15 protein-coding genes are annotated in these 21346 nt (G+C 45.3%); 2 read left to right on the forward strand and 13 right to left on the reverse strand.

The genetic code is table 11. The features are described from left to right. Nucleotides 1-13: 13 nt before the first annotated feature. From AYW76_RS05500 to AYW76_RS05540, 9 genes are all read right to left on the reverse strand, one after another. The gene (locus tag AYW76_RS05500; protein WP_067216840.1) at nucleotides 14-1138 is read right to left on the reverse strand and encodes a hypothetical protein; all 1125 of its coding nucleotides are present in this window, start codon (nucleotides 1136-1138) and stop codon (nucleotides 14-16) included. A gap of 2 nt (nucleotides 1139-1140) precedes the next feature. After that, nucleotides 1141-1875: a PP2C family protein-serine/threonine phosphatase gene (locus AYW76_RS05505; protein ID WP_067032371.1), complete on the reverse strand. Its 735-nt coding sequence runs from the start codon at nucleotides 1873-1875 to the stop codon at nucleotides 1141-1143. An 8-nt stretch (nucleotides 1876-1883) separates the two neighbouring features. Continuing rightward, complete coding sequence (gene tagF / locus AYW76_RS05510) at nucleotides 1884-2594, reverse strand: type VI secretion system-associated protein TagF (RefSeq protein ID WP_067216842.1); 711 nt, start codon at nucleotides 2592-2594, stop codon at nucleotides 1884-1886. Continuing rightward, a complete protein-coding gene (tssM, locus tag AYW76_RS05515) occupies nucleotides 2594-6142 on the reverse strand; it encodes a type VI secretion system membrane subunit TssM (protein ID WP_067216843.1) in 3549 nt (1182 codons plus the stop codon). The genes tagF and tssM overlap by 1 nt, the downstream gene beginning before the upstream one ends. Continuing rightward, nucleotides 6142-7464 carry a type IVB secretion system protein IcmH/DotU gene (gene icmH, locus AYW76_RS05520; protein WP_067216846.1) on the reverse strand — a complete coding sequence of 441 codons (1323 nt, stop codon included), beginning with the start codon at nucleotides 7462-7464 and terminating at the stop codon, nucleotides 6142-6144. Before icmH ends, tssM begins: the two co-directional genes overlap by 1 nt. Before the next feature lie 23 nt (nucleotides 7465-7487). Beyond that, nucleotides 7488-8810, reverse strand: coding sequence for a type VI secretion system baseplate subunit TssK (gene tssK / locus AYW76_RS05525; protein ID WP_067032382.1), 1323 nt, complete (start codon nucleotides 8808-8810; stop codon nucleotides 7488-7490). Nucleotides 8811-8816: 6 nt separating this feature from the next. Then, nucleotides 8817-9323 (reverse strand): type VI secretion system lipoprotein TssJ, encoded by a 507-nt coding sequence (gene tssJ / locus AYW76_RS05530; RefSeq protein WP_067216849.1) that lies wholly within the window; start codon nucleotides 9321-9323, stop codon nucleotides 8817-8819. Continuing rightward, nucleotides 9320-10894 carry a type VI secretion system-associated FHA domain protein TagH gene (gene tagH / locus AYW76_RS05535; protein WP_067216851.1) on the reverse strand — a complete coding sequence of 525 codons (1575 nt, stop codon included), beginning with the start codon at nucleotides 10892-10894 and terminating at the stop codon, nucleotides 9320-9322. Before tagH ends, tssJ begins: the two co-directional genes overlap by 4 nt. Nucleotides 10895-11192: 298 nt before the next feature. Next, the gene (locus AYW76_RS05540; RefSeq protein WP_067216854.1) at nucleotides 11193-11924 is read right to left on the reverse strand and encodes a hypothetical protein; all 732 of its coding nucleotides are present in this window, start codon (nucleotides 11922-11924) and stop codon (nucleotides 11193-11195) included. A 231-nt stretch (nucleotides 11925-12155) separates the two neighbouring features. On the opposite strand from AYW76_RS05540, the gene AYW76_RS05545 reads away from it, so the two are divergent. Further along, the gene (locus AYW76_RS05545; protein ID WP_067216857.1) at nucleotides 12156-14063 is read left to right on the forward strand and encodes an alkaline phosphatase D family protein; all 1908 of its coding nucleotides are present in this window, start codon (nucleotides 12156-12158) and stop codon (nucleotides 14061-14063) included. Nucleotides 14064-14146: 83 nt separating this feature from the next. On the opposite strand, the gene AYW76_RS05550 is transcribed toward AYW76_RS05545, so the two are convergent. Together AYW76_RS05550 and AYW76_RS05555 are read right to left on the reverse strand one after the other, a co-directional pair. Continuing rightward, a complete protein-coding gene (locus tag AYW76_RS05550) occupies nucleotides 14147-17254 on the reverse strand; it encodes an efflux RND transporter permease subunit (RefSeq protein ID WP_067216859.1) in 3108 nt (1035 codons plus the stop codon). 15 nt (nucleotides 17255-17269) lie between these two features. After that, a complete protein-coding gene (locus AYW76_RS05555; protein WP_067216862.1) occupies nucleotides 17270-18466 on the reverse strand; it encodes an efflux RND transporter periplasmic adaptor subunit in 1197 nt (398 codons plus the stop codon). Nucleotides 18467-18571: 105 nt separating this feature from the next. On the opposite strand from AYW76_RS05555, the gene AYW76_RS05560 reads away from it, so the two are divergent. Beyond that, entirely contained in the window at nucleotides 18572-19144 is a 573-nt protein-coding gene (locus tag AYW76_RS05560) for a TetR/AcrR family transcriptional regulator (protein ID WP_067216866.1), read from the forward strand. Nucleotides 19145-19153: 9 nt separating this feature from the next. On the opposite strand, the gene AYW76_RS05565 is transcribed toward AYW76_RS05560, so the two are convergent. Next, nucleotides 19154-20035: a DMT family transporter gene (locus tag AYW76_RS05565; RefSeq protein ID WP_067032406.1), complete on the reverse strand. Its 882-nt coding sequence runs from the start codon at nucleotides 20033-20035 to the stop codon at nucleotides 19154-19156. A gap of 58 nt (nucleotides 20036-20093) precedes the next feature. Beyond that, the gene (locus AYW76_RS05570; RefSeq protein ID WP_067216867.1) at nucleotides 20094-21314 is read right to left on the reverse strand and encodes an FAD-dependent monooxygenase; all 1221 of its coding nucleotides are present in this window, start codon (nucleotides 21312-21314) and stop codon (nucleotides 20094-20096) included. Between the last annotated feature and the right edge of the window lie 32 nt (nucleotides 21315-21346).

Below are 21346 nucleotides of genomic sequence, written 5' to 3' on the forward strand. Positions count from 1 at the left end.
CATACGATTTTGTTCAGTCAATTGATTCTTGAATCGTTTTCAACCTTTCTAGCAATTGCATACATCTCGCTCGGTATACACTTGCTTGTGAATACGTCGGATCAACACTTAGCACTTGATCGAACTCGTTAACGGCTTGTTCAAGTTTTTGCTCTTGATACAACGTTAGACCTCGAGCATAAGGCTGTTCAATTAATTCACGTTTTAAGTCACTTAGGACTTTTCGCCCTTCAGTAGAAAGGTTTGATGCAGAGACTAACAGAGAATAAGCCACCTTGTGTGAGCCTTTACGATATTCAGACAAACCTTTTATCTCTTCTTTAGACTTGGCAAGAGTTTCCTTAGAGTTATGCTTTGTTCCTCCATGATTCGACTGAGGGTGTTCATTTAAAATATCGATTTTCGGTGATTTATTAGCACCTGTTTTATTAGAACGCTTATCTAATATAATTGTTTTTCCCGGCTCAGAAAGAGCAACCACGCCTGCCTCTTTATTGGTAGACACTGCTTTTACATTAACTTTTTTTACACTTTCTTTTCGGTTAGCCAGACTAGCTTTGTAAGCTTTTTTAATAGGCAATGGTTTTGAAGCATTCTTTTTAAGGGGAATCCAAAGCTGTCTTTTCTCATCCAGGTTTATTCCAGAAAGCTTATTTAAACGCATCAAAAATATTAATCCGTCTGTATTGCCATAAAACCGTTCAGCGATACTTTTCAAGTTATCATTTGCTTTGGTGATATAAACGACCTTATCCGCATTTAGGTCAAACCCTTCCTTAACCGCTAACGCAGCTAATTCGCTAGATATTTGATTGTATAATTCGATCGCTTCCGAGTTATCTTGATCTTGGTAAAAGACTTTACCTAATTCAAGACGAGCTTGATCATAATCCGCAGACGCATAAATCCACTGCTTCGCTTTTTCTATAAGATCATTTGGACTTTCAGTGGAAGGTGTCAGTGTTATTACACCAATACGCTCCATGCCAATATAGCTGTCTATACTCGGTTCAATCTGTTGTTGATCCGCAACGGTGACAGTTTGCCAGCTTTCTTGCGCACGATCTTCAGCGGTCTGAAAAGCCGAACACCCTGATAACGCTAATAAAGTTGAGAGGCAGTACAATACTATCCTCATAGTCACACCCCTTCTTTATCGACAATTAACGCGGTGACATTATCCGTCGCTTGTTTCGCTATAGACATGTTGATCAAGTTAGCTACAGCTCGGTGTTTGTCTTCGCTGTAATAAATAATTTTTGCCATATCAAGTTGGCTAATGATGTTTGACAATCCATCGCTGCACATCATAAAGACATCACTGTCGCCTAATTCAATATCGAGCTCTTCAATTTCACAGTAGGTGCTCGCACCCAACGCTCTGGTTAACATATGATTGCTAGGGTGATCAGAATTCGTCATTTCTAAGACACCTTGATTGGCCAATTCTTGAAACTGGGTATGGTCTTCCGTCATTAATTCAAACGCCAAATCTCTCATGCGATAAAGACGGGAGTCGCCTACCCATAGCACCTTCGCTTGGCGATCATGAATAATTAAAATGACGATAGTCGTTCCTATAACCTCCTGCTCATAAAAGCTGCTAGACATCGCACAAAGAGACTGATTCACCTCATGAATCGTGTCTTTAACCGCTTGAGTCACTTGTTCAATAGAGGTGAACTGCTGGCGTTGTAAGTCTTCAAGACTTTGCGTGGCCAAATGACTGGCTATGCCACCTTCTTTGTGGCCGCCCATGCCATCGGCTACACACCAAACGCCAATCTGATCAAGAACGGTTAGGCTGTCCTGATTTTCTTTACGAAGCGGCCCAATGTCCGTTTGTCCGTGCCCAGTCCAACTTGGCTTAGTCATAGTTAACCTTAACTTTGCATTGCTTTATGTTTACTTTGAATACTTACTGCTGTACCAGTTAACAAAAACTCATATTCGCTTGGTGTTGGTAAAGCACGGCATTTGAAAAACGGTTTTTGATGTTTATTGAGATCACTAAAAGTCCATAAACAAACACCATCTAACTGCGCCAATGGCTGCTGTAAAAACGCATCATTAGACATGGAAGGTTGCTCACAACTAAACTCCAATGCCTCAGAATTCAAGGAATTTGGTAGCACGGGCTTTTGACCAAAATTAAAGCCTTCCAGCTTATTCGCTAAGAGACTCTTAAGTTGTGTAAAGCTAAGCTGCTGCTGTAGCGCACGCATAGCCACCGCTTCCATCGCTGCAAATAAATCAGTGGCTTCCTTAAATAACCACTCGACTGTCAACGTTTTGAACTCTGTTTCAAATACTATAAAAAGTGGAAAATATCGCCCTAAAGCATCTACACTGGGGACCATAACGCCTACCCAATCGTGCGTACGATGCTCATTTTTTGGCACAACCATACGCCAAATTGGCGACACCAAATAAGCTGAAAGCCATTTGTTCTCGCTCATTTTCTCACGGCTGTAATACATAACCGTTTGCGCCCAGTCATACAGTTCATTAGAAATGTCGGCATGAAGGGAGTCAGATATAAAATCTGAGTGGGCAGGCACCTTACCATATATACCTACTTTTAAGACTGACATTATTGACACCTCACTTGCTGTAACTCAGACATTAGAAACGGGTTATAAACACTCCCAGCTCTTAGCTCAAGAGAGATCGAATAAGTGTTATTAAGGGTAAAATCAAGCAGGTAGCGCTCGCTGTCAACGCGTCGAATTTTAGCCTGATCAAATAGCTTAAAGAGTGCCCAATCCCCTTGCTCAGTAATCGATTCTTGACCATCACTTGTGACAATAACTAAGCGCGCTAGACCACGTTCAGCATGCCCATCAGACTCAGGCCACTGAAAGCGTTTACCTCGTTGAGGACCGTGCGCATAAGCCATTTGCTGTCCGTTAATTGTTAAGCTCATACGCAAAATAGACTTATCCATACTGATAGGTTTCAACTCAAAGTTGATATTTGGATTAGGATGCCCATTACGATAGAAGGTATCTCGGATCACTCGGCCTGTTTCAAGCTGCGTTAACACTTCATCGGAAAAACCAAGGCTAATCCCATTCGTTGTATTCCACTGCCAAGGACGGCGAGTCGTGTCGACATAATCAATCATCACTTCGTCAAAATAACTTTCAACAATTCCACCTGGACCGAAGTAAGCACTTACATCATCCAATGTTGCTTCTCTCTTGCTGGATTTGTCGAACGGATAGCGGCCCTCAATCATCGCTTTACACTGCTGAACCACATCATTTTCCCAACGGCGCGCCATATAACCTTTTGCATCGGTGGTCGTTAATCGACGAGCATTATCGGTGACTCGGCCAATGAAACCAGCCAATGGTTGTGGAAAGCGAGAAGCTTCCACATCTATTTCACGCAGAACAGCAGAGGGTCCATTAGGATCAGAGGTATTTTGGAAAGCTGCCTTACCTCGATTTAAAGATCCATCCATTGCACTCATATACACATACAGCTCATCCAAAAGCTTGAGTATTTCATCAATGGGTAGAGCACTTCCTTCACTGCCCTCAACCATTAGATTAAGGTCTTTAAAGTACGCCACAACTGGATTCTCTGGCCTCTCAAATTGCCCAACAGGCGCTTTATTATTAATCGACGTTAAGACCGATGAAACATTACTCATCACACCTTCTTTTGACTCTGATGGCAACACAGAAAATGCTTCAGCAGAGGTGTGCTTTTTAATGCCTTGCAACAATCCTATCAGAGGGGAATCATCGCGAGACAATCGCTTTAGCAGCAGCAGGCTTTCTTGATTAGAATGCACTGGCTTAAACGCAATGCTTTCAATGTAACCACGCCACTGAGACAAATAATCCTCTAAGTACAAACGCTCTACTTGTTTAAATAATCGGTCGCCATTGGCACCCACAGCAGATAAACCATACTCATCCCCCATCACCCACTCGTCCGTAAGTTGATCTTGAATCAGGATATGACGTTGTTTAATAAAGTAATGTTGATACGCCGTTCCCGTATAAAACCCATTAATACCTGCCGTAAGCTTCTGCCCGTTATTAAAACGGAATAAATAAATAGAATCCGCACCAACAGCATCTACTAGACGGAACTCACCCAATTCAGGGTTATTTAAACCATCTTGTTTTAGATGTGCGTAAAAACGGCGGGCGGGCGGCTGTTTACTTAAAATGGTACGCGCACTGGCAATCAGCTCTTCGTTAGGCTGTAGCGCTGGAAGACCAGGCATGAATTCCATTAAGGCACTCAAGTGTTCTTGCAAGCGGTTGATCAATTCTTGCTGACGAGCATTGGGCAAACTTTTCTGCCAATCCCGTTCAAACCATCCACTCACGACATCAGCGTCAAAATGCTGTGAGTCAGACAACATCAAGTAAACCCTCAGTGTTTCATATAGCGCATCCGCACTGCTTCGCTCTTGATACATAGCCTCTTCCAAGCGCGCCATAATGCGCGGCAAGAAACTTTTATAAAGCAGCTGTTTATAAGCTTCTATCGCCTCTTGACCCAGCTTATCGCCTTGATACAAACCCATTTGGAATACCGACTGCAGACGGCTAGCATCTTTATCAACGTAGCCTGTCGTAATATTGCGCACTTTATCTAACGCTGGTACAGGTGCCATCAGGTTATGATCGTAAGCACTAATATTGCTGATTTCATCTTGTGCTGCCGCAATGTCTTGTTCTACTTGGGCAATCAGCTGTTTGTTATCGAAGTAGCTGTAGATCCAATAACTGGAGAGTCCTAATGTCATTAATGCTGCGGCGCCATAAGCAGCCAAATGCATCCACAACATACGCCGCTCTTGCTTAATGTTAACGCCAGCAAGACCCGACTCTTTGAAAATCACCTTTGTCATTAAGTTATGCAGGAAATATGCTTTACCTTTGCCAGTACGATGGGATGAGGTATCGCTCTTAAGGCCGAAGTTCGCACCCAATGAACTTATGACGCGGTCCAGCGTCGTACCGTCTTGTGTACCGCTGGTGAAATACACACCACGTAACAAAGGTTGCGTCTCATAACGTGTTGGTTTGAATATTTCGCCCAAGAAAGTCGCAATAGGTGCTTGCAGCAACCCCAATGTACGAGGAAAAACATAGATAAGTTCGCGGCGATTTACATCACTTTCCGCTTGCAGTCGACTAGACTCTCGCGATTGAATTCGCTCTTGCAAAGTACGGTATTCGGTTAAGAAATCAGGCACAACATCCTGTTCTTGATCTTCGCTGACAGGGAACGTCATTCCCCAGACTTGAGCTCGATCTTCTTTACCTAAGTCGTCAAAATACTCACTAAAACCAGGCATTAAATCGCTTTTAGTGAGCGTGATGTAGACAGGGAACCGAATCTTAAAGGTTTCTTGGAACTCTTGGATTCGCTGTTTAATAAACTTAGCGTGCGCAATCAACTCAGATTCAGGCAATCTTAGAAAATAATCCACGGGAAAAGAGACGATCAAACCATTAATCGGCTTACGGGATCGGAACTTTTTCAACAATCCTAAAAAGCCTTTCCATTCAGCCTCATCTAACTCACTTTGATTATTTTGAGTCGTATAACGCCCTGCGGTATCCAGCAAGACAGCTTCATCAGTAAACCACCAGTCACAGTTTCTGGTACCGCCCACGCCTTTAACAGATGCGCCAACGGAATCCATTAATGGAAAGTGTAAATCCGAGTTTAATAGTGCGGTCGTTTTACCTGCACCTGACGGGCCAATAATCGCGTACCAAGGCAAAACATATAAATAACTACCTCGTCCGCCTTCTTTGGTTTTTACCTTCTTAAGCGCTTCTAGGGCAGACTCAAATTTACCTTTCAGCTCAGCGACTTCTGCCTCACCAACCGCTGCTTGTGGAACATCAGGCTTTTCTGTCATCTCTTTGGCCATTGCAGCGTTATTTCGCTTACGACCAATATATTGTTTCAGCTTATAGGCCCCTGCCATAGCAAACATAGACACTATGCCGACAATACGTGTCATAGATGACCCAAAAGGCGTACTGCCACCAATACTGATCATCGGTAGGACAAACCAAATCAATATGGCAACAATAACCAGTGCAAGCAGCCACAATAGGCCCTTAAAAAGACGTAGGAATGACGTCATAAAACGCATTAGTTACTCCCTCCTTGGGAACGCCAAATCACATTGGAAAGCAAAACAATTTCTACTCGACGATTTTGAGCTCGACCATCACGGGTGCTGTTATCTGCCACGGGTTGACTATCCGCTTTCGCTTCAGATTTAAAGCGTTGACTTTCATTTGTATAGTCGCGCAATTCAGTTGCTACGGCTTCCGCTCGAGCTTTCGATAAATGCCAGTTTGATGGGAACTGAAGTGTATTGATCGGCTGGTTATCGGAATGACCTTCTACCAAGACGGAACCTTCAACCTCCAGTAACGCTTGAGCGACTCGCCTCACCAGAGAGTCGTATTTAGACGTCAGTTGAGCACTGCCTGAGCGGAAAAATAAATCACCTTGCATGATTATTCGTACATTGGCGTTGCGCTCTTCCACCTTAACCAAACCCTGCTCTATCTCAGGTTTCAAGAATTCTCGAAGCGTCTGCAGCGCCGAGACATCAATAATGCGCGGACGATCCAGCGTTGTAACCGTCTGTTCAGATAAGCTAGTAAGCTGATGGTAAGGCGGGTTAGAAGACTGATTTAAAACATACAGTAGAACAAACAGTAATAGTGCTAAGACACCGCTAAGCACGGCAACAAAGACCCACAACGGCACAAACCGGCGCAGCCCTTGATTACTCATACTTTCACCTTGCCAGTTTGCTGAAAGGTAGCGTGCTGGATCCTTACGCTGAGTACTGATTAACCGGTACAAACGCGATCTGATTTGCATAAGCTTACCAGCACGATCTTCCTCAACGGCATAGCGCCCTTCAAAGCCCAGCGAAAGGCAGACATACATCAACTCAAGCAGATCAATATTGCCCGCAGGATCTTTTTCAAGATTCTCAAGCATGACAAAAAAGTTCTCGCCGCCCCATGTCTCTTTATGAAACAGGCTTAGCAATGAATCATTTTGCCAATCACTTTGCCCACCCCAAGGAGTATTCAATACGGCTTCATCTAATACCGTGCACAGAATATAGCGACCAATCATCACTGTGCGAGCATCAATCCCAGCTTTACGAGCGGAAGCTTCATAGACCTCGATTTCCTCAACGATCTGTTGACGTAACAAAGCTAAGCTAGGGTTGGTTTGAGACTTACGAATAGCGGGCACCAAAGACAGCAACTTAAATGCAGAACTCTCTAAGCGATTCAGCCCTGAACACGTAAATTTTTCAGGGTCATCAAATAAACCTGACCAATTAACGTCGCCCTGCGTACTTGTAGGGGGCGCTTGCTCTGAAAGGGAAGTTTGCCCGCCAGGCATAGGAATGATGACGGTGCGATTACCATTAAAATCCATTTTCGAACTCTTCCTGTAAGTCGTTATTTAATAACCCAGAGTTCCAAGGAAATACCTGGGAACTGGCTACCTACGTGTAATGCAAGACCTTTACTATCAACAACATCTTGCCACCACTTGCCTTGCGTCTTGAGTTCGAAGTACACAGCGCCAGAATAAAATGGAATTTGTCGCGGCGCAGAGGCCAAAGGATCAATTTGAATACCCGGCAGCTGCTTATTGACCAAATTATTAATTCTTTCGATTGAGCCAATTTTTGCCTGCATAGGCAACTGACGACGTAACTCTTCATTCGGCATTTCAGCTCGTGCGCACAAGACAAAACTTGCACTGGATTCGAGCTGGGGAATATAGCCGATGCGAATACCAAAGCCTTTGTTCTCAAGCTCTATCTGAATGGCACTTTGATCTAACAGCAAGCTCAACGGCTGCTGTAACAATGGCTCAAAGCTTTCAAACGTCACTTGCAAATCATCATGCAAATAAGGTGGCACGGATGCCAAACGCTTATCTTGATGCGTAAAGGTTGCTAGCTCACTCGCAAGCTGAGCAAACAACTGATAGACACGTTCTGGATGAACACTGTCTGCTGTTAAGTAATGCGCTAAAATTGGTTGATAGCGATTCAACATCTGCAGCAACAGAAAGTCAGCCATTTCAACGCCATTACCATCCGCTAAAGACTTCAAACGCTCTGCTAGCAAAATCGTACGCTTCTGCGCTAACCCTTGGACATCTCGAATAATATTGACTAAGGCTGCGCTCGACTGCACATCTAACGCAGCTGGAATGAAGCGCTCGTCAAGCTCAATCGCTTTATTTTTTACCGATTTCACTTTAGCGATTGCAATGGCAGAATACTGTTGCGGGCCATCTCGCTCAGTAACAACACGTACCTTTTTACTGGCAAGCTCGATGTTGGCAGCGGTATTAGAGCTGCTAACGATATCCGGAACTTCCATATGACTTAGGCGGTAACGCGCATTGCTGTCATCCGCATTTTGGCGATCAATATCGTTTGCACCGGCCCGCCAAATAGGTAAGGCCAAATATATAAGTAGACCTTCGTCTTTCTCTTGTATAACGATGGGGTCTGGAATGCCATCTTCACTAGGCATATCAATAACGCTGCCATCGGGAAGAAATGCTCGACATTTCTTAATCACAAAGTGCCCTAAACGCAGTGCAGCGACATCAAACTCTAATTCAGATATTCCCCAACCATAGCTGTGTAACTGATGCGTAAGGGAAGCAAGACTCCACTCCAAATGACGATCTTGCTGCTGAAAATGCTGAGGCCGAATGAATGCCCCTTCCTGCCATGCAACTTTCCTGTGCCAACTCATGCAAATTCACTCTTGCTCAACTATTAGGGAAACCTGATCTTCACTGGCTTTTGCCTGTAAAGTCATTCGCTTATGGGAACCGATTAAACGCAGTAAAAAACCCCGTTCATCGCGTACTCGAATGGAGTCATGCCAGATAGCGTTATCTAAATCTCTATAACCTGCCACAACCCCGATAAACTGTGTATTTATGTCTAAATCTGTCTCTACAAAAACCTCTTCACCGGGTTTCACAATAAAGATACGTGTATCCAGTAAACTCGAGGCTAAAGGTTTTTCAGTAAACAAGTCGAAGAAATCGGCTTGATGAAACTCTGTTAAAGAGTTTAGTTGATACAATCGAATCTCTATTGGTGAAGGTTTGCCTTGTATATCTGGATTGAGGTCCTCTGACGCCTTTATTTTGAACACCAGCGTCACTGCATTTTCATCCGCATCGGAAAATGGATTTAAAGAGCACCCTATCAAGAACAAACAACTAAGAACCATTCCCTTTAGAAGTCTCGATTTCATCGTAACTTCCTTAACTGACTTTCGTAGGCTTTACCAAACTCATTAGAAAATAGGTCTTGGAACTCGTCTTCCATCATCGTACAAATATCTTGATAGTAATCTTGATATTCACGCCAATAATCTGTTTTACCTCGAGCCAGCAAGCCTTTGTTATAACGCGGGCGCGCGTCAAACTTTTGCACCAGTTTTTGTGGGTCAAAGCGATTCAATAAGTGTGAAAACGCACCCTGAATGCCAGACATCATCGCAAGCTGATGAGCTTGAATGTCTTTGAAACCTTCTTGTATTGCGTTTTCAGCAGGCAAATACGCCGCCGAATCGGCCATCAACATAACTTTCAATGCTTCATCACCTGATGGCGACAATTTTAGGGGGTTATTATCAACGGGGCGTATCATCGTTTGCTGTAAACGAAACTCACTTTTTACCATATTGCGAGTCGCTAACGTTTCCGTTGTCCCTTGAGCAAACTGTCTTAACATACGCCCAATTTGCAGTGCCATTTCTGTATGATCTTTGCCTTTATAGAGATGCTCAGGAAGTCCGGCTTCCTTCATCATCAGCTCAAACAAGTCATTATTCTCTGGTGTCTTTTGGGATACCGGTGTTGATTGAGCGGGGGTCTGTACCGAGGGTTTGCTAGTAGGCTTAATAACATAAGGCTCTGCTTTGGGAGGCGTGTCTGTTTGCGCTGGCGACGCCACGTTTTCAAACGAACCCAACTCTTGCTTTGTCAGATCACTCGCTTGGCTCGTTACCTCTCCCCTTTCCGCTTGCGCTACAGATGCCGCAGCTTGAGACATTTCTTCATGAACGGGTGCTGTTTCACTTTCATTTCCTGCCACTAAATCAAGCCAGTTATCAGGAATGGCATCATGGCTATTATCTTCTGCATGAGGTGTCTCAGTGTCATGCTTCTGATCTGGCTGAGCAGCAGACTGTACTTTAGGCGGTACGTAGTAGGCTTTTTCTGGCGCAATGGGCCGTAGCAGCTCACTGATTGTAGGATCTGGTGATAAGGTACTAGCGGGGGCCGCGCTTGAATTCACTAATTCACTGACCGCCGTTTTATGAGAGTCTTGGTCCGCTTTGACAGGATCAGTATGAGTCAGTACATCTCGAACAACGTCAGACACCGATGCGGATTTCATATCACGCGATTCGGCTTCTTGCATAGCTTCCGCAATAATAGCGCTTTGATCCAACTCTTGGTGGGTTGGCGTTTCGACCAAGCTTTCTGAATAAGCATCACTTCCGATCATATCGGCATAAACCGTGTACTCACCGATCACTAGCACATCACCCTGCTTTAACACTTGGCTTCGGCCACGTCCAAGAGGGTCTGATGAACCGTTTAGATAAACACCATTGGTGCTGATATCAGTGAGATGAAACTCATTATTCTTACGATGAATTACACAGTGTTTATTAGAAATATGAAGTCTAGGATCGGGTAATACCCAAGAATTGTCGTTTCCACGGCCAATGGAATAGACATCGGCATCCACTAAAACACTAGCGCGATTACCTAGTAACTCTTTTCCCTGATGAGCAGTAAGCTTCAAATCCATGAATAATTAACCCTTTAAAAACACAAAAGCTTTAATCAAAGACGAACGAAGAACCGAGACACTCTGTGCCACTGTCTACCTTCACCTCTATACGGGCATATTTTTAACATCAGTTACATTGTTAAGCCTAACTCCGCCGCAAATCATTCATTTTTTTAAAGCAGTCTTTACATTTTACAAGCACGAACCTACACAAAACTTTCAAAGCGAGAGGCCATAAAAGAGCATTACTTTAGACTTACCTAATACTCATAAAGGGGGATTGAAAACAGAAAACTATTGATTTTCGCTTTATACACTAAGGGGCATCTGAGTTAGAGCTCACAACCATCAGAAAATCAGAAAGCGACGGCGCAGAATAGGAAGAAGACAAGAGGTTTTCTACATGATGCTTTTTACATGGTGGCAGCATCTCATATTGTTTCGTTACGGAATATACACGGGAAGGTGCAGCAGAAAGCTGGCCAAGAGAACGATAAAAAGTAAAGTCGGTATAGCTTTCCAACTGCGCACAATAGGTACTAAAATCCGAAGGGGTTACCTCTATTTTTGCAACCTCCTGATTGAGACGCTGCTGGTATTGCTGCAACAGTTGCTTAGACTCTGGGTATTGCTGCGCGTAACGGAATAACAGCAGCTTATTAAACTGACTTACTCCACTGTCCTCATTCGCGAAACGTTCAGAATCAGCAGGTTCTAAGCCAACCATTCCGCCAACATCTTTACCATAATGCACGGCAACGCCTGCATCCCACGCTCGAGCCGCGTATCTCAACATTGACTTACGCATACCAAAAAAGACCGTTTCGGCATCTTCTTCACTCATGCTTGGCAAGCCTAACAATTGGCCAATGTCATCGTATTTAATCGTACTCTTGATTTCGTTATCAACCGCCATCAAGAAATAGGTTTTAGAGGGGAATACTTGCTTAATTTGAGAGGACTGGTGCTGTTCTGTAGAAAGATTTCCGGCGTATGTTGTTAGAGGTAGAGCGCAGACTAACGGTAAATACAACGACTTTTTCAGCATCGGAATCTCTTAAGCAAATTGGATAGTTGTGTGTAAGAGGCCCCGTGACTAAGTCACGAAACACGTTTTAGCTCAATCCGTTAACGCTAACGAATCCATCCGTTTGTTGCAATGGCTACAGGGAGAAGCTTTTTGCAAAAAAGGTGAATAAGTTTTACGCACTGTTACAGGCTTTCAAAGCAACTCTGAGGTACGATATGAAAATTTACAGATAGGTTTGGAGCATTCCCTATGAATTCTATGGCGACAGATGTGACGTTACCGTCAATTATCGCAGGCCCTATTTTGCGCAAAGTAGAGGCTAACGCTGTGCATTTATGGCTGGCCACAAGCCTTGATCTCACACCAACGGTGAGCGTATTTCATGGGGCCAACTCACTTATCAGTGAAACGCAATGTACATCAATCCACGTCGGCGCACGCTTATTCATTAAACTCATCAGCGTCACACTTAAAGACTCGCTCCCTAACACAGAAGCTCTTGGCTACCGTTTAGCATTTGAGGAAAGCTACCCAGTAGAACTCGACAGTGGCAACTACCTCTACGACGAACAAGACGACAAAATCCAATTCATTTGGAAGCCAGAAATTTCATCACTGCTTCATGGCTCCTGTCGTAAAGCCCATTTTGGCTATCAGCAGCTTACTAGCAGAGCCTCCATTGGCGATGGTCTAGCGCAAGCAGATCGACATTTGTCCCGCACCAACATAAGCGATTGGCCCTCCCTGTTAATGCTATCAGGCGATCAAATCTACGCCGACGACGTAGCCGGACCGATGCTGTACGCGATTCGCCAAGCCGTTGACTTACTAGGTATCAAGGAAGAGCGTTTACCCGAGTCAGGCCACCGTTTGCACGACGATCCATTCTATTACTGTCGTGAAGCGCTGTTGCCCAAGTCAGAACAAGGTGACGACGTTCGCCGTCAGTTTTTTAAAGGCAAAAAGAAACCTGTCTTTACCACGGACACAGCACACAATCATTTGATTAGCTTTGCCGAAATCATGTGTATGTATCTACTAGTTTGGTCGCCGGCATTATGGGCTTACATATCGTTAGAAATACCAGAAGGTTTAACCAATGAAGACCATAGAACACGCTACTTAGAAGAGCGCAAAGCTATTAAAGAATTTGTTGAGACATTACCTCAAGTGCAGCGCGTATTGGCCCACTTACCTACCGCGATGATATTTGATGACCATGATGTCACCGATGACTGGAACTTAACCGCTGACTGGGAGCAAACTGCTTACGGCCATGAACTGTCTAAACGAATTTTAGGCAACGCTCTTTTCGGATATATGATTTGCCAAGGTTGGGGAAACAACCCGTCACAATACGATGATCAATTCTTAAAACAGGCGGAACTCGCCCTACAAAGCCAAGACAGTGTCTTACAGGATGAGTACATTGCTCAACTCTTGGCCTATGAACAATGGCACTATCAATGGGATACTCAACCACGACTGGTGGTACTAGATACACGAACTCGCCGCTGGCGCTCTGAACAAAACTTTAATCACCCTTCAGGGTTAATGGATTGGGAAGCGATCACCGATTTACAACAAGACATCAAAGACTTGGACTCGGTGATTTTAGTGTCTCCTGCCCCGATGTTCGGGGTAAAACTGATCGAAGCCATTCAGGAAGTGTTTACTTGGTTCGGTAAACCCTTGATGGTCGATGCGGAAAACTGGATGGCACACCCCGGTTCAGCTTATGCTTTAATGAATTTATTTACGCACGCAAAAACCCCCACCAACTTCGTGATTTTATCGGGCGATGTGCACTACTCTTTTGCCTACGATATTAAACTACGCAGCTATAAAAGCAGCCCAACTATTTGGCAGATCACCAGCAGTGGCTTACGCAACGAATTCCCGAATACGTTATTAGAATGGTTTGATCGCCTAAACCGTTGGCTTTATGCCCCGTGGTCTCCGCTGAATATTTTTACTAAACGACGTTCTTTGCGAATCTCCCCTCGAAAGCCCGAACACGCCTCTCGAGGCGAACGCTTGATCAACCAATCAGGCATTGGCTACGTACGTTTAGACACGGTGGGCCGCCCGACAGAAATAGCTCAACTGGGTAATAATCATCAGAAAACTCGCTTCCTTGTTAGCAAAAAAAAATAAAACACACACTAAACAGCGCTTGCTAAAAACAAAGAAGGAGCCGAGAGGCTCCTTCTTAATGCAGATCACGTCAGCATGATCATTTAGTCTTCAATCGGGCGTTTCGGGAATAATCGACGCACTATGACGAAGAACAAAGGTACAAAGAAAATCGCCAGAACCGTAGCGGTCAATGTCCCACCTACGATCCCCGTACCAATTGAAATTCGACTGTTAGCACCTGCACCAGAAGACAAAGCTAACGGCAACGTGCCCACGATAAACGCTAACGATGTCATGATGATCGGACGTAAACGCAATCGCGCGCCTTCGGTCGCAGCTGTCCAAACATCTTCACCACGGCGATAAGCCGCTTCAGCAAACTCCACGATTAAGATGGCATTCTTCGAGGACAAACCAATGATGGTCAAGAGTGCCACTTGGAAATACACATCATTCTGAAGACCGCGTAGATAGATCGCACCTGCCGCACCAATGACCCCCAAAGGAATCACCATGATCACAGAGAACGGTACCGTCCAGCTTTCATAAAGCGCCGCCAGACACAAGAACACCACCAAAATGGAGACCGCGTACAAGAAGTACGTCTGACCACCGGATTGTTGCTCTTGGTAAGACAAGCCACTCCATGCATACGACGTTCCCTGAGGCAGCTTGTTCGCTAACCGCGCCATTTCATCCATTGCATCACCCGAGCTTAAACCCGGTGCCGCAGAACCTTGGATCTCATAGGATGGCAGTCCATTAAAACGGGTCAGTGCTTTCGGACCAAACGTCCACTCGCTGTCAGCAAAGGCTGAGAACGGTGTCATTTTGTCGCCATTGCCACGCACATACCAATGCTGTAAGTCAGATGGCGCACCACGGTATTCCGCATCGCCTTCTATATAAACGCGCTTAACACGGCCTCGATCAACAAAGTCATTGACGTAATTGCCTGCCCACGCAGCCGACAGCGTACTGGAAATATCTGCCATAGATAGACCCAATGCTGATGCTTTCTCTTGGTCGACATCAATATGAAGTTGCGGCGTTTCACTCTGCCCCCCCATACGAACGCCTTCCAAGATCTGACTTGCACGCGCATCACCGAGCAATCGATCACGCATTTCTAACAAGGTATCACGGTCAGTATTACCCGCTGCTTGAAGCTCAAACGTAAAGCCATTACTTTGTCCCATACCTCGAATAGACGGCGGCAACAAGGAAAAGATTTGCGCATCACGAATGCCAGCAAGCCCTGGATAAGAACGTCCAACAATGTCTGACGCCGAACTACCAGGCTCGGTACGTTCATCCCAATGCTTTAACAGCACGAACGCCATACCAGAGTTTTGCCCTGTTCCCATAAAGCTAAAGCCAGAAATGGTAAAAATAGAATCGACGTAGTCTTTTTCTTTGATTAGGAAATGATCTTGAATCTGATCCATTACCTCTTCAGTACGCGCCATGGAGGCGCCTTCAGGCAAAGAAACAATCACCATCACGTTACCTTGGTCTTCCGTTGGCAGGAAACCAGTTGGTACATTGACCATCAAGTAACCCATCCCCGCAATAATCACTAAGTAACCCGCCAACCAACGCATTGGCTGCTTAATTAATTTAGATACACCACTGCTGTAGCGGTTGGTGGTTGAATCAAACTTGCGGTTAAACCACCCCCCTAGTCCACGTTTCTGACCGTGCTGCCCCGGTTTTAGTAACGTCGCACACAGTGCTGGAGACAACGTCAGCGCCACAATCACAGACAACACCATCGACGACACAATGGTGATCGAGAATTGACGATAGATAACACCGGTCGAACCACTAAAGAAAGCCATAGGTACGAATACCGCTGACAACACCACCGCAATACCGATCAAGGCACTGGTGATTTCTTTCATAGATTTGATGGTCGCCTCTCGTGGTGAAAGCTTTTCTTCCTCCATCACACGCTCAACGTTTTCCACCACGACGATGGCATCATCCACTAGAAGACCGATCGACAGCACCAAACCAAACATGGTCAATGTATTAATCGAATAACCAAACGCCTGCAGTACACCGAACGTCCCCAACAATACCACCGGTACGGCAATGGCTGGTATCAAGGTCGCACGCCAGCTTTGCAAGAACACGAACATTACGATGACAACCAGCACGATGGCTTCAAACAGAGTCTTCACCACCTCTTCAATAGAGATCTTAATGAACTCGGTCGAATCCAGTGGTAACGCTGTTTTATAGCCATCTGGCAAGTTTTTATTAAGCTCTTCAATCGCCGCCTTCACGCGTTCAGAAGTCTCTAATGCGTTTGCACTCGGAGCCAACATCACGGCCATACCCGTTGCTGGGTGGCCATCTAGGCGTGGTGAGAAGTTGTAGTTTTCACTGCCGATTTCAACCGTTGCCACGTTTTTAATACGCACTGTGGCACCATTGTCGTCGTACTTAAGAATGATGTTTTCAAACTCTTCCGGCGTTTCCAGCTTAGATTGAGCGGTCACCGTAGCATTCAGCTCTTGGCCTTTCGCAATCGGATAACTCCCTAAACTACCTGCAGCCACTTGGACGTTTTGTGCTTTGATCGCATTAGCCACGTCCGCAGGGATCAGGTTATAGGTCGATAGTTTAAGTGGGTCTAACCAAATACGCATAGCATAGGCAGAACCGAACACCTGCACACTACCCACCCCCTCTAATCGAGATACCGGATCTTGCATGTTTGATACAAGGTAATCTGATAAATCACTCGCGGTGTCTTGGTCGTTCTCATCGTACAGCGCCATAATCAACAAGAAGTCGGATTGTGACTTGGTCACTGTGACCCCTTGCTGCTGTACAGACGAAGGAAGATTGGACGTGATTTGCTGTACTTTGTTTTGTACTTGAACTTGAGCCGTATCAGCATCAGTGCCTTGTTCAAAGGTCACACTAATACTGGAACGACCGGTTGAACTACTGCTTGATGAGAAATAGAGCAGTCCATCTATACCTGTCAGTTGTTGCTCAATAATCTGAGTCACACTGTTTTCAACGGTTTCCGCCGACGCACCATTATAAGTGGCCGAGATACTGACCGTTGGCGGCGCAACATTGGGGTATTGAGATACCGGCAGTTGAGTAATCGCAAGCACACCCGCCAACATAATAACGATGGAGATAACCCACGCGAAAACCGGACGCTTTACGAAAAAATGCGCAATCATTTATAGCTCCCTTTGCTACTGGCCAGTCGTCGCGGCATTAACCTCTACCATACGACCGGTTTGAGGGTCTCGCTTTAACTCAACCGTCGTGACATCAGCGCCGGGGCGCACTTTCATACTGCCTTCAACGATCACTTTGTCGCCATCTTTAATACCATCAGTAATGTACCATTGGTTGCCAAGTGCACGTTCGGTGGTGACAAAACGACGCTCTACTTTATTTTCAGCGTTCACAACCAATGAAAAAGCATTACCTTTTACATCTCGCGCAACACCTTGTTGAGGCACTAGAATCGCTTGGCTATCGGTTAAATCGTTGATACGACCACGTACAAACATACCCGGTAGCAACAAACCGTCTGGATTATCAAATTCTGCGCGCAGCGTCACACTGCCCGTCATTTCATCGACATTGACTTCACGTGTTTTTAAGCGACCCTCATATGGGTAGATCGATCCGTCTTCTAACACTAGAGTGACATTTTGGTCACCCAACTCAACATGCTCAAGACTCAAAAGGTTGCGAATACGAAGTTGCTCTACACTGGTTTGTGCTAGATCTACATACATCGGATCAGTGGTACGAATCGTCGTCATTGGCGTCGCTTGTCCAGCGGTCACCAAAGCCCCCACCGTCACTTCGGAGATGCCGATTTTACCGTCAATAGGCGCTGCAATCTGTGTGTACTTCAGGTCAATCTTAGCGCTATTTAAAGAAGCCACCGCACGCTTTTCAGCTGCGACAGCAGACAAATAAGCCACATTGGCATCGTCTAAGTTTTGCTGAGAGACGTTATTACGCTCTTTCAGCTGACGATAGCGCTCGTAGGTTTGCTTGGTCGACGTTAACGTCGCACGTGCACTGTCTAAATCCGCTTGCGCTTGCTCTAGGTTGGATTCGTAAATGGAATCGTCCAGTTGATACAGTAAATCACCTGCGGCAACGGTTTGTCCTTCTTCAAACAAACGTTTTTCTACGATACCGCCAACCTGTGGGCGAATCTCCGCTTCCAAACTGGATTTCGTGCGGCCAGGTAACTCGGACGTTAATTCAACAGCTTGTTTTTCTATGGTGATAATCCCCACTTGGGTCTTAGGCGCTTGCTGAGCTTGCGCATTACCTCCGGCTGCACTGTTTTCGCTTTCTTGACATCCTGCCAAAATAGCTGAGGCCAGCACTACCCCTGTTAATAAAAAGTTCCGAGACAGCATAAACTGTGACAACTCCAATAATTAATTATCATTTGAGAATGAGCGTTCATTCCTACTATAATCTAGGGACGTTACACTTCCCATCTTTTAATCGTGCAAATAAATATGAAAAAGTCTCCGATCAACGAGCAACAACGTCGCCAGCAAATCATGGATGCATTTATCGTACACGTTGTGGAAAAAGGCTTCCATAAAGCCAGCATGGCAGACGTCGCTAAGACGGCAGAGTTAAGTGTCGGTCAAATTTACCGTTACTTTGCACACAAAGAGAACATCATCCGCGCCGTTGTAGAGCATAAAACGGAAGAATACATGGAAATGATGGAAGACTTTTTAGAAAAGCGAAATTGGCTAGCACGCGTCTTCGAACAAAAAAACAGTGAAGAGTTTCGTATAGAACGCATTCTTAACATGGAAATCAAGGCTGAGGCTAATCGTTCTCCAGCGCTGGCAGAAATTCAAGCGAACGCTGACCGTCGTTTAACCGAACACGCCGTGAATATCGTTCGCCAACGCTATGCTCTCAATGATGAAGCAGATATTCAGGCACGTGTACGTTTTCTGGTCGCGTTAACCGATGGTTTATTTCACCGCAGTGCTGATTACGCAGAACCATTTAGTGAGCCGTCTCATCGCCTCTTCGAGCATATGCTCAACGAGCTTTTTCCAGATGAATGAATGGCACCCCTAACGTAGACGCAGAAAAACCAACACTTGTTGCCATTTACTCACCAACATCGCGACAAAGATCAAACAGCATCCAAACATTTGCAACGCCGTCATTGTCTCACTGAACCATATGGCGGCTAGCAACGCCGTCCACACTGGCTCTAAATTCATAATCACCGCTGCATGGCTGGCGGGCGTTAAGCTTTGTCCATAGGTTTGTAACAAAAAACGTAAACTGGTCGCTATCACGGTGCTGGCTAAAAACCAGCCAACGATCGGTATCGACACAGAATGGGGAATCTCTTCTACTGTTGGTGAGATGATCAATAACAATACGCCCGCTGTTACCAGTTGGATCGAAGTAAGTACCAACACATGTAAGCGGCTCGACATACGCGTCAGTAGATTGAATTGCAACGCAAAGGTCACCGCGGCAATAAAAAAATACACCTGCGCGAATTCAAAAGCCAAACCATTACCCAACGCCAAAAACGCTAGACCAATTATTGCGATAGGCAAGGCAAACCAAATACTTTTGGCTGGGCGCTCATTAAATAAAAAGCGCGCAAACACAGGCACCAATATAACCCCAAGGCTATTGATGAAAGCCCCAACGCCTAAGTTACTGACCTGATCAAGCCCAATGATCCAAAACATCATGGCAATGCCCATGACAACCCCGACAATCATCGCGCCTTTTAAGTCATGCCATGTAACGCCTTTAAAAAAGCGTGCGCCCGCAAAAAACAAAATCAGCCCAGCCAAGACAAAGCGTACGCCAAGAAAGAAAATCGGCGGTAAGCCAGCCAGTGCTTCTTTGGAAAAAATCCAACCAAACGCAGCGATAACAGTGACCAACACTAAAATCAGTTCAGCTTTAAGATGAGAAGAGGTGCTCACAGAAGCGTCCTATGCATGACACGAATTTCGTTGAATAGATGATTGTCAGATCAGTGACTTACAGAGCCAACGTGGTCACATCATGACCATAAATATTATCCAGTTTAGACTCAATAATACGACTGAAGTATTTTGATGCAACGCCAAGCGCTTTGAGCTTTAAGCGCCCTTCCCAACCACCATGCATATGATACAAGGCGGCATTATCACGAGACTGACGCTGAACTGCAGTTGCTCGCGGTTTACGAACGCTTTCGTATTTCTCAAAAGCGTCTTTAAAAGGATACTTTGTCAGTGTTGTAACAAGTACAAAAGCGTCTTCAATGGCCATCGCTGCACCTTGCGCCATAAAAGGCAACATTGGGTGGCATGCATCGCCCAGCAACACTAGGCGTTCATCATGCCATTTAGGGAGCGTTGGACGACCATTCAAAGCCCATAAAAACGTTTCGTCACAGGCTTCTAAAACAGAGGTAACTTCAGGGTGCCAACCGACGAACTTACTACGTAACTCTTCGACATCTCCCGCTTCACGCCACGATTCAGACCGCCATTCAGCTCGCTCTTCCACGGCAATAAAGTTAACCCACTCACCACCGCGCAGATAATAGGTCACAAGGTGCTTGTTCGGCCCCGCCCAAACGGTGGCATTTGGTTCAATCATGGTACCTTTGATCGCGGCCGCAGGAACCGTACCGCGCCATGCTACTTGGCCAGTAAAAATAGGCGCTTGAACGCCTAGCATTAGCTCCCGCATTTTGGAATGAATGCCATCAGCGCCGATCACAATGTCCGCATGTTCTGTACTGTTTTCCAGTAGTACCGTGGCATTTTTATGATCTTCACGATAACCCAACACTTTATGGTCCAGTTCTATTTCGACCCCAGCGCTGTAACAGGCTTGCACTAATTCTTTGTGTAAATCAGCTCTGTGAATGTGCCAATAAGGCGCGCCATAACGTTGCTCAATATGCTTGCCAAGTGGTGCTTCTAAGTAATAACGACCAGAATGATAATCTCGAATACAGGCTTTCTGCGGAGTAAAGGCGTGACTTTCGAGGCGGTCTTTTATACCAAACTCACGAAGCACTTTCATTGCATTAGGGCTAAGCTGCAAGCCAGCACCCACTTCACTTAACGCCGATGTTTGCTCAAAGATTCTGACATGAAAGCCCTGCTTGGCTAATCCTAAAGCAACCGTCAAACCACCGATGCCAGCGCCAACGACGATTACGTGCTTGGCTTGGTCAAAATGCGCCACAGTATTTTCCTTACTCATTTATCAATCCATTCCGCATCATAACAAAAACT

The organism is Marinomonas gallaica, from assembly GCF_001639745.1.
GTDB lineage: Bacteria > Pseudomonadota > Gammaproteobacteria > Pseudomonadales > Marinomonadaceae > Marinomonas > Marinomonas gallaica.